The sequence below is a fragment of the Pseudomonas sp. R62 genome, from assembly GCF_000257605.1.
GTDB lineage: Bacteria > Pseudomonadota > Gammaproteobacteria > Pseudomonadales > Pseudomonadaceae > Aquipseudomonas > Aquipseudomonas atacamensis.
This window is the reverse complement of the sequence record NZ_JH635998.1, coordinates 625,306-636,132: the sequence shown is the minus strand read 5'-3', so window position 1 is coordinate 636,132 and position 10,827 is coordinate 625,306. Positions and strand designations below refer to the sequence as shown.

Here is a 10,827-nt window from a genome sequence, read left to right as displayed (position 1 = left end):
CCGGAACCCTAGTCAGCCATTGCAAATTGTGGTGCCGCGAACCTGTGATGACTCCTGCACGGGTTTGCTAAAGCGAGAGGCGTGCCAAGTCGCGCCGAGGCCTCTGCGGCGGGGATCTGCTGGATTGCCGAGGTGAGCGTGGCGAGCGACAGCGCATCGTGGTGGTGCGCGGTTGCACCGTCATGCAGCGCGTTTACGCATCACTGGTCGCTGATTTTGCGGATAAACAAGATTTCATAATCACTTGTTTCAACTTGTTGCAGGAACGCACCAGATTCTGAAATCGCTGTCTGATTCTTCGACAGTCAGCAATTGCTGACGGTCGCCTGCCAGCGTCGCTGGTGTGGCCAACCCGCGGTCCAGGAGGCCGCCATGTATCGCCGAATCGTACTGCTTGCCGTGATGCTTTTTTCCCTTGGCGGATGCGTTCCTTATTCCTATGGAGACAGCTACTACAGGTCAGAGGTCTACACATCACCCGCACCGGCCTATTACAGCGGTGGCGGCTCCTATTACCGCAGCGGCGGCACTTATTACACTCAGCCGCGCTACTACCAGCCAGCGCCGCGGTACTACCAGCAACCGCGTTATTACCAGGCGCCTCGGCACTATCAACCGGCCCCGCGTCATTACGAAAGCCGTCGCTGGCACGGCAACGATCGCGGACGCTGGGACGGCCACCGTCGCGGCGGTTGGGACAATGACCACCGCGGTCGCGGCAACTACGATCGCCACAGCGGTCGTCGTGACTACAATGGCCGTGGCAACCGCTGGTAACTGACCGCAAATAAAAAAGCGGCGCATGATGCGCCGCTTTTTTTTGCCCGTCGAAAAGTCCTTCCGTGGGCCATCTCCCAAGGCAATCCCGGAAGCGTCCTACAGTTTCATTTCGTGGTGTTTGTTAGCGTTCATGGATGCCGAACGAGGCGAGCAATCCTCAGCTCGATAGCGGCGAAAAATGGACGTTTAGCGCTATGAAGCTACTGGTTATTCATCAAAATTTTCCCGGTCAGTTCCGTCATGTGGTGCTGGCAGCGCTGGAGCGCGGTGATGAGGTTGTGGCGATAGGCCGGGACACGGCACCGGGCCTCGCCGGTGTGAACACCTGTCGATATCGAGCGACCAGCCGAGCGCCCGGCAATATTCACCCGTATCTGATCCGCTACGAACAAGCGGTGATCGACGGGCAGAAGGTTTTTGAAATCCTGGGCAGGCTGAAACGTTCGGGCTATCAGCCAGACGTGATTCTTGGTCATCCTGGATGGGGCGAGACGCTGTTTGCCAAGGATGTCTATGCCGATACGCCGCTGATTCACTATTGCGAGTATTACTATCGAGCGCAGGGCGCCGACTGCGGGTTCGACCCTGAATTCCGGCGAGCCGCAAGGGAGTCGTCACGGCTGCGAGTGCTCAACTCGCTGCATCTGTTGAATCTTCAACAATGTGATATCGCAATCGCGCCTACCCAGTGGCAGCGCAGCCTGTTTCCAGCCGCTTACCGGTCGGCTATTCGGGTCATTCACGAGGGTGTCGTTCAAACTTCTGACCTGGCCAAGGTCGGGGCAGTCAGATTGCCCAATGGGGTCGAACTTAGAGCCGGACAGCCGATCGTTACCTATGTCGCCAGAAACCTTGAGCCTTATCGCGGCTTTCACAGTTTCATGCGAGCGATCCCGCTTATTCAGGCCGAGTGCCCAGATGCGCAGATCATCGTGGTTGGCGGTGACGGTGTCAGTTATGGGAGTAAGCCGGTCGGGTACCCGGATTGGCGCAGCAGGATGGAGGCGGAGGTCAGTTTCGATCACTCCAGAATGCACTTCACAGGGAAACTCCCTTACCAGACCTACCGAGCGGTTCTGCAGTGTTCGAAAGTCCATGTTTATCTGACGTATCCGTTTGTCTTGTCCTGGTCGTTACTGGAAGCGATGGCGTCTGGTTGTGTGGTCGTTGCGTCGGACACGGCTCCGGTAAGGGAAGTCATCGTCGATGGGGCCAATGGCATGTTGGTGGATTTCTTCGACCATCAAGGAGTTGCCAGAAGTGTAAGCAAGGTTTTGAAGTCGGCAGGTGAGTACGATGGACTTGCCAGCGCCGCGAAGTTGACGGCAGGTCGGTTCAGTGTGGAATCGGGCGTGAGCCAGTATTTTGAGATTTTTGCAAGCGCGATATCCGGGCATAACGACATACCAACCGTTCCGCAGTTTGAGCGGTAGGTTTGAAATGTCCAGGAAGTCGCGTAAGCAGGCGATCAAGTGGGTTAAAAGGTTATTGACGTATGGGGTGTTCTTTTATCTCTGCTATTGCGTAGCGGAATTTTATATTCGCAAAGAACAAACTGCCGAGTCGGCGGCTATTCACCAGGCAAACGAGAAAGCTTGCCAGAACAAGCTGGCGAGCATGCAGCAAGTGCCAATATTAGGCGGCGCCTATATAGATAAGACGCTAGTCCCTGAGTTTTATGTAGGCATGCCTGAAATGGTGAACAAGAAAGCGTGTCTGGCAATTGCTCTGAAGGGGCTTTTCTGGTGGACCGGAACGGGATTGCACCGGTACCAGGATCAGCGCGCAGAGTCGATCCCCAAAAGTTGGCGGCTCTATAAATTGAATGCCGGACTTTTTACCAGGAAAGAAACCACCGAACCCCATGAGCGGGGTTATCGGCACGTCAACTGGCCGGATGAGTTGATTGTGAAACTAAAGAATTATCCGGGACTGGAGATTTGGCTGGATGCACCTCCGCCGCATTTCAAGAATGAAGATTCGGTTAGAACGTTTGTCATTACTGGCTGGCCGCGGCGAGATGGAACCCCTAGGTTGATCAACTGTGACGGCTTGATTCGCCCGGCTTCGGAGGAAAAGCTGACTGACGAGAAACTGGCAAGGTTCAGCAGAGCTGAATTGGAAAATCTTGATTTCGGCAAACTGAATTTCTTCTGCAATATCAATCTGGATAACTTCGACTTTTCCGGGGGGCACGGTAGCGTAGGTCTCGGATTAGCGTCATTACGCGAAGCACCTGAGATGCTCAAATATCTCAGTGACTATCTTTCACGCTCTGTTATTACAAGGAAGTAACAATGAGTTATGTATTCAGCGATATGGAAAAATCAGAGATTTTCAACGCAGCAAATATTTGCAAAGGAATGAGGCTGCGCTCAAAACAACTTCAGTACGATGCACTGAAATTAGCAGGGGCAAGCTGCGCCCCCCTGTACCAAAAGCTGTTCGATATTATTGGTGAGAAAGTTTCTGACGTTGCAGCTGCCGATAAAGAGGCTGGAGAGGTGCTGAAAAGCGCCAGACTCTGGCTTGCCGTGGCCATTGATGCCAACGGTGGAAACGGTGCCTACTCTGCCCTGATTCGTGGTTACACCTCACGCCAGGGTGAACTCAGACTGAATACAATTTTCAGTGAAGACCTGATGCAGCTTTCATCCAACCAGGTTGCCGTCAACTTCATCAATACCCTGATCAACGGATCCCTTGCCGGTCAACTGGCACCCTGGACGGTTCCGTCAATCAGCCAGATCGCTGAAATCGACGCCAGCGCGATTGGCGAGGCGCTGTTCAAGGAGGTTTGCGGGGAGGACGACACCGCCGTTAAGCGTAACGCCGGCTGGTCTGGAACAGTCGGTTTCAGCCTGTTGGGCGGTAAACCTCCCTATGAAACGTGGAGACTGACCTCTGCGGGCGACCCGGATGCGGAAGATGGCGGCCCATCCACTCAGGCAAAGCCCAACCGGCTCGACGACTATAAAAACATTCTCTTCGCCATCGACGCCTACAGCGTCGGCCTGCAAGCGGCGATCAGCAATTTCGGCATCAATCCACTGCAAAGTCTGCTATCGGTCGTACCCGAGCAAATCAACATCGCGCTGGCCAGTGGCAGTGTGAATCCGCTGATTCAGCATGTAGTCAAAGGCACGTCTGTTGCCGCCGTGGTCGAGCTGATCTTGCGCTACGGCCAGAACGAATTTCTCGACATGTTCAAGCGCACTTACGACGGCGATTCTGCTGCCATACCCACCACCAACGAAACCTTCGCCAGCAACGCTTACGCCTTCTTCTCGGCATTCTCCCCGGAGCAGTCGCAAAGCATCGTCACCCGGGCAATAGGCGAGTTCGGCAATGCCAATGCATGGGCGAAACTGGCAGGCGAGGCGACGCCGCTCGGTCTGGCGTTGCGCAACTCTTTGCAGCAACTCAGTGAAGTCGTCATAGAACGAGCCGACGGTTATCCCGATCGCAACCTCGAGCTTTACGATCCGCACACTGGCGAAGGCTTTATCACCGCGCAGTGGCTGGCGGATCGTGCGCAGATGCTCGCCCGTTTGATTGCCCGTACCCAAGGCTCGTTTGGCGAACACTCGCTGCAGCAGCTTTCCTACTTCGATCTCGCCTCAGGCAAACAGGCGCCGATGACCACCGGAGTGCTGAACCCGCTGGCCCTGTTCGGTGATGACGGTGGGCGATCTTTCGCCGGCGGCGCAAATGCCGACCATCTGTATGGCGGCGTGGGCAATGACTCGATCCATGGGATGGCCGGTCACGATGTCATTGAAGGTGGTCGCGGTAACGACTCGCTAACCGGAGGTGACGGCAATGATGAGTTGTACGGGATGGCCGGTGACGATGTTCTGCTCGGAGGAAAGGGGAACGACTCCTTGATCGGGGGCGAAGGCAACGACCGTTATGAATTCGCCAGCGGCGATGGCCTCGACGAGATTCTTGATGCCAACGCCGATGGGCAGCTGTGGATCAACGGCGCACCGATTCCCGCACTCAAACGCCGCGCGCCTCTGAGCAATATCTGGTCTACCGAGGATCGGTCCATCACCCTGACGCTTGTTGAACACACCCTCAACATCAAATATGGCGAGGGCGATCTGGTGGTCATCAAGAACTTTCAGCCCGGGATGCTTGGCATTCGCCTCCCTGAATATGAGGGGCAGCCGCTCACTGCTGCGGATTTGACGCTTCAGGGCGACTGGAAAGCCAAAGACGCTGATCCCACTGTCCCCGGCGATCAGCCTTCCTTTGATGAGCTGGGCAACGTGGTGCTGCTGCCCAAGGTCAAACAGCGCAACAAGGCCGACGTACTGTACGGTTCCGCCGCAGACGACGTCATTCTCGGCCTGGGTGGTTCTGATCGATTGTTCGGCAAGGCTGGAGACGATCGGTTATTCGGCGACAAGCAGACGACGCTCGAAAAAGCTATGGCCGACGGTGACGCCAAGGGCAAGGCGAATCGCGGAGACTGGCTCGACGGCGGGCAAGGTGACGATTTGCTTATCGGTACGGCATCCCGAGATGTTCTGCTCGGTGGCAATGACCGGGATACCTTGATCGGTGGTGCTGGCGACGATGTGTTATCCGGAGACGAAACCACCGGTGCGCTGGAGCAGGGTTGGGCGGTCAAACGCGCTGCCGTCACGATTGCTCGCGGTGTGACCAGTCACCGAGCGGTCTATTCAAAGGCCTCGATAAACAGTGCGCCCGAGGGCGGTAGTGACGTGCTGTATGGGCAGGGCGGCAAGGACATTATCAACGGCGGCTGGGGTGAGGACCTGCTTGACGGCGGCGCTGACGACGATTTTCTCAAAGGCGATCAAGGTAACGACACCCTGGCCGGTGGCAGCGGCAACGACGTGATGCTTGGTGACAACCTCGATTGGGGCGGTGGCCTGCCCAGCAGACACCATGGCAACGATGTGCTGGACGGCGGCAGTGGTGATGATTCACTCGGCGGTAACGGTGGCAGCGACGCTTTGTATGGCGGCCCTGGCAACGACATTTTGCAGGGTGATGACGGCGTACTGGACGGCGTCGAAGGCGATGCCGCGCTTTTTTTTGGCGATGATCTGCTGGACGGTGGCTCCGGCGATGACACGCTCTGGGGCGGCGGTGGCGATGATTTGCTCTTCGGCGGCGAAGGCCATGACGATCTGATTGGCGACAGCCCTGAGCATCCGGTTCGCTATCACGGCAACGACTTTCTCGATGGCGGCGCGGGGGATGACACCCTGCGCGGTATGGGTGGCGCGGATACGCTGGCGGGTGGCTCAGGGGCTGATTTTCTCGATGGCGATGTATCTGATCTGCAACCGGGCGGAAGCAACAATGACGTGCTTCAGGGCGGCGAAGGAAACGATACCTTACAGGGTGGCTTCGGTGCCGACACGCTGTACGGCGGCGCGGGTGACGACATTCTTGCCGGCGATTACGAAAACAGCGCTGAGGCCGAGCACAATGCCGATTATCTGCACGGTGGCTCAGGTAACGACACGCTGCTCGGAGGTGGTGGCAGCGACACCCTGCTGGGCGGGGAAGGGACGGACTACCTTCGCGGCGATTCTGGCGACAACGTGTTTGATGGCGGTCCCGGTGCTGACGTGCTGGATGGCATGGATGGCGCTGACATCTACTATTTCGGCGCTGGCGACGGTCTGGATATCGTCACCGATGTCGGCGGCCGCAACATCATCAGGTTCGGTGCAGGGTTTTGCGCGCAAAGCCTGAAGGCCGACGTTATCGAAGTTACCGTCGGCACGGTGTTGCGACTGGCCAATGGCACGGGCGACGCGATACTCATCAAGAATCACGAGAAGTGGAAGTCTTCCACATTCACTTTCAGCGACGGCGTGGTACTGGATTACGCAGATGTCCTGCGCAAAACACTGCCACCGATAGAGATGTCCGAGCCACCCGTACCGGAACCTGTCACCGCCCCGGCAACCCCTGAAAGCAAAGTTGCGGATCCGGTTCAGCCAGACGATGTCACCGCTGCGGCGCATGGCCCGGTGGCGTCTGTTCAAGCGGTCAACTGGACCGATGAGTTCCTCGCGCAAATCCAGTCAAAACGCTCCGCCCGCAAACACGCCACAGGTTTTACCTTGAATGAGCAAGGCGTTTGGGTGCGCAGCCATATCACTACCACCGACACCGGTTACACCACTCACACCGAGCTGAGCGAGGACAGCGTCGACGCAGGAACACTGTCGGAAACGCCGCCATGGATGAAGGCTGATGGCGGGCGAGCCGTAGTCAGTGAAAGGCAGTCGAAAACCACAACCCGTGTCGAACATAAACCGGTGAAAGCCGAGGGAGCAATCGCCTCCTGAAGTCAGGCGCCTCGCTATTATCGATCCGGCTCGGCCAACGGGTTTTCATTCAATACGGGCGACGTATTGGTGGAGGACCGAAAGGAATCCGGCGCGCTTGAAGGCTGGTACGTCTATCCGGCGGCAGGCTTCAGTTCGGGCGCAACAGTGCCCAAGGCGTTTCGCTGGGATGTCACGACTGAAACGATCAAACGCAAAATCGTCCATGGCAACGATGCCGGCGGGCGAGTCAACGTCGAAGTGGAAAACGTTTTCCACGGCGGCGCGGGAGACGATCTGATCGTCGCTTATGCAGGCTCCCCACTTGACTACGGCACTGTCGGCGACAGAACACCGGGCGCGTTTTTATCCGCCGGGGCGGGTGACGATACCTTGCTGGGCTCCGAGGGCGCCGACTATCTGCTCAGCGGCTCGGGTGATGACTGGCTCTACGGCGAAGACGGCGCCGACACCTACGTCGTGCAAGCGCATGCCGGGGCGACAACCACGATTGCGGACGTGCTCAACCCTGTTTTCCACCGAGCAGAAGTTGGCGTAGCGGGGTGGAAAGACGAGTACGGATTGATCGATCAGGACACGGTCGTTCTTCCCGCAGGCGCGCAGCGCGATGCACTGCAATTGAGCTGGGGTGCTGCGCTGATAGAGACCACCCATGTCGAGCTGGAGCCCAACCCGGATCGCGCGGCTTACCGCAACCCGCCGAGAGCGAAAATGCTTCATTCGACACTCGATATCCAATGGGGCGGGACGCAAAAAGTCCGCATCGTCTTGCCCCACAACGGTGAACTTGAGGGGGCCGGTATTGAGCTCGTCAAGTTCGCCGATGGGTCGGTCGCAAGTTTGAAGCAGCTCCTGGAATCAAGTCAGCTCGGCCCTGCGCCCGAGACTTTTCGTACGGGTGTCATCGTCAACCATCCCACCCGTTCAACTTCCTTGCGAGACGGACGAGCGCTGCCACTCGTAGGCGGTCGTGGCAACGACACGATAAGCGGCGCGGGGGAGATCCGAGGCATGCACGGGGATGACGTGCTCACGGGCAGCCTCGGTGACGACCTGCTGGTGGGTGGGCCGGGCAATGACACGCTGACCGGCGGCGCTGGAAATGATATCTACCGATACGATGGCCTCGGCAGAGACGTGATCATCAACAACGGAGGCGGCCTGGACGGGATCGATTTTTCCGAGCGCAGGCTGACGATCGACAACCTCAAGTTTCATCGTGAGCGCGATGATCTGGTGATCGTGGTGGATTACGGCATGGCGCCGAAAATCCGGGTTTCCAGTCATTTTGCCGCTGGTGAAAGCGCTATTGGCTTCATAAGAGTCAGCGAAGGAACAGCGACGCAGGACTACAGCGCGACGCAAATTGCCGAACGTCTGCACCCGCTTCCGCCACTGAGGGATGTCGAGGATATTTTGATAAAGGGCGACGATGAAGCGCAGCGGGCGATGATGGAAATAATAGAGTTCTACGAACTGAATGTCTGAGTAACAAGACGACCGATTGAGCCGGCCCGCGATGGCAATCCAGTCGCCATCGCGGGCCTCGCGTCACCTCAATACTGGGTCAGATCCGCTAACGGATGCCGCCCCTCCCAAACCTTGTGAAAGTGCGCCTCGACCACTGCATCCGGCACGTTATTGATATCCGGCCAGTGCCAGTGCGGCTTCTGATCCTTGTCGATCAAACGCGCGCGCACGCCTTCGCTGAATTCCGGATGACGGCAGCAATTGAGGCTCAGGGTGTATTCCATCTGAAATACTTCGGCCAGCGACATGTGCCGCGCGCGGCTGATCTGTTCCCAGACCAGATGCGCGGTCAGCGGCGAGCCCTCGGCCATGGTTTTCGCCGCGCGGGCAATCAACGGATCGCTGCTGTCGCGGTGCAGGCTGATGGCTTTCCACGCACAGGCAACGTCGCTGACATCGAGCATTTCGTCGATCTGCTGACGACGCGGCAGCCACTGCGCTTCGGGCATTTGTTCGAGTGCTTCCTGCTGCAAAGCCTTGAGCAGGCTGTTGAGCTGCATGGCGGTCTGTTCCTGCCAGTTCAATTGCAGCAAGCCTTCGATCAATTGCGGTTGCTGTTCGTCGAGCAGGAAGCGGTCGGCCAGATCCAGATCCAGCGCATCACGGCCGTTGATGTGCGCGCCGGTCAGACCGAGAAACAAGCCGAGCTTGCCCGGCAATCGTGCGAGAAACCAACTTGCGCCAACGTCCGGATATAGACCAATGGTGATTTCCGGCATCGCCAGACGGCTGCTCGGCGTGACGATCCGCGTGCTCGCGCCCTGCAGCAGACCCATGCCGCCACCGAGCACATAACCGTGACCCCAGCAGATCAGCGGCTTCGGATAGGTATGCAGGCTGTAATCGAGGCGATATTCCGCGCTGAAAAATTGCGCGGCCAGCGGCGGCACTTCGCCGGGGTGAGCGCGGCAGGCTTCGACCAGGCTGCGCACTTCGCCACCGGCGCAGAAGGCTTTGGCGCCGTTGCCGCGCAGCAGCACGCAGACGATTTGCGGGTCAGTGGTCCAGGCGTTCAATTTGTCGCTGAGCGCATTGATCATCGGCAGGGACAGCGCGTTCAGCGATTTTTCGGCATCCAGGCTGGCGATGCCGATGCGGGCGCCGTCGGTGCCGGTTAGTTCTTCGAAGTGCAGATTCATCGTGACCTCGATCGGGAATTTGAGCGAACAGTATGATCGCTATGGGGGAAAGTGCCGGATCTGCGTCAGATCAATTGACAAGCGTGGTCGGCTTTCCTAGGGTTCGCCCCATTGTTTTTGCCGGAAATGACCATGACTGCTGACGACCGTATCAAACTCGAACCGAGCTGGAAGGAGGCACTGCGTGCTGAGTTCGACCAGCCTTACATGGCAGAGTTGCGCAGCTTTCTGCAGCAGGAGCGGGCATCCGGCAAGGAGATCTATCCGCCGGGACCGATGATTTTCAATGCCCTAAACTCCACGCCGCTGGACAAGGTGAAAGTGGTGATTCTCGGCCAGGACCCTTACCACGGCCCGGGCCAGGCCCACGGTCTGTGTTTCTCGGTGCAACCGGGCGTGCCGGCGCCGCCGTCGCTGGTCAACATCTATAAAGAGCTGAAGCGCGACCTCAATATCGACATTCCCAACCACGGCTACCTGCAGAGCTGGGCCGAACAGGGCGTGCTGCTGCTCAACACCACCATGACGGTTGAGCGCGCCAACGCCAACGCGCACAAGGACAAGGGCTGGCAACACTTCACCGACCGCATCATTGAGGTGGTCAGCGAGCGGCAGCCGCATCTGGTGTTCATGCTTTGGGGCGCCCATGCGCAGAGCAAGCAGAAGCTGATCGACGCGACCAAGCACCTGGTGCTGACCTCGGTGCATCCGTCGCCGTTGTCGGCGTATCGCGGGTTTTTGGGCTGTGGGCATTTCAGCCGGACCAACAAGTTTCTCGAACAGAATGGCGAAACGCCGATCGACTGGCGCTTGCCGCCTCTCGCCTGAGATCGTTCCCACGCTCCTCGTGGGAATGCAGCCCGGGACGCTCTGCGTCCCAAAGCGGACGCGGAGCGTCCATTGAGGCATTCCCACGCAGAGCGTGGGAACGATCAGTCAGGACTCTGGATGACGATTCCAATACCTGAACAACGGCTCCGCCAGAAACAGCACAAACAACAGCCGCATCACCTGCATCGCCGTCACCAGCGGCACCG

Annotated in this window: 7 protein-coding genes and 1 pseudogene; 6 read left to right on the top strand and 2 right to left on the bottom strand. The window is 58.1% G+C overall.

All coding sequences use genetic code 11. The annotated features are described in order from the left end of the window. Window positions 1-372 precede the first annotated feature (372 nt). The 5 genes from OQK_RS04350 (at window position 373) to OQK_RS30980 (ending at window position 8,609) form a co-directional block, all read left to right on the top strand. Complete coding sequence (locus OQK_RS04350) at window positions 373-777, top strand: hypothetical protein (RefSeq protein ID WP_016771286.1); 405 nt, start codon at window positions 373-375, stop codon at window positions 775-777. A gap of 197 nt (window positions 778-974) precedes the next feature. Continuing rightward, complete coding sequence (locus OQK_RS04345) at window positions 975-2,213, top strand: glycosyltransferase family 4 protein (RefSeq protein ID WP_016771285.1); 1,239 nt, start codon at window positions 975-977, stop codon at window positions 2,211-2,213. Window positions 2,214-2,280: 67 nt separating this feature from the next. Beyond that, a complete protein-coding gene (locus OQK_RS04340) occupies window positions 2,281-3,075 on the top strand; it encodes a hypothetical protein (RefSeq protein ID WP_238537143.1) in 795 nt (264 codons plus the stop codon). Window positions 3,076-3,077: 2 nt separating this feature from the next. After that, window positions 3,078-7,121: a calcium-binding protein gene (locus tag OQK_RS04335; RefSeq protein WP_238537142.1), complete on the top strand. Its 4,044-nt coding sequence runs from the start codon at window positions 3,078-3,080 to the stop codon at window positions 7,119-7,121. A 69-nt stretch (window positions 7,122-7,190) separates the two neighbouring features. Further along, a complete protein-coding gene (locus OQK_RS30980; protein ID WP_016771282.1) occupies window positions 7,191-8,609 on the top strand; it encodes a calcium-binding protein in 1,419 nt (472 codons plus the stop codon). 68 nt (window positions 8,610-8,677) lie between these two features. On the opposite strand, the gene OQK_RS04330 is transcribed toward OQK_RS30980, so the two are convergent. Continuing rightward, a complete protein-coding gene (locus OQK_RS04330) occupies window positions 8,678-9,790 on the bottom strand; it encodes an enoyl-CoA hydratase/isomerase family protein (RefSeq protein WP_016771281.1) in 1,113 nt (370 codons plus the stop codon). A gap of 132 nt (window positions 9,791-9,922) precedes the next feature. Here OQK_RS04330 and ung point away from each other — a divergent pair, with 132 nt between their 5' ends. Next, the gene (gene ung, locus OQK_RS04325) at window positions 9,923-10,618 is read left to right on the top strand and encodes a uracil-DNA glycosylase (RefSeq protein WP_016771280.1); all 696 of its coding nucleotides are present in this window, start codon (window positions 9,923-9,925) and stop codon (window positions 10,616-10,618) included. Between the two features lie 108 nt (window positions 10,619-10,726). On the opposite strand, the pseudogene OQK_RS30365 reads toward ung, so the two are convergent. Next, window positions 10,727-10,827 (bottom strand): annotated as a pseudogene (locus OQK_RS30365) (AbrB family transcriptional regulator); the annotation flags it as partial.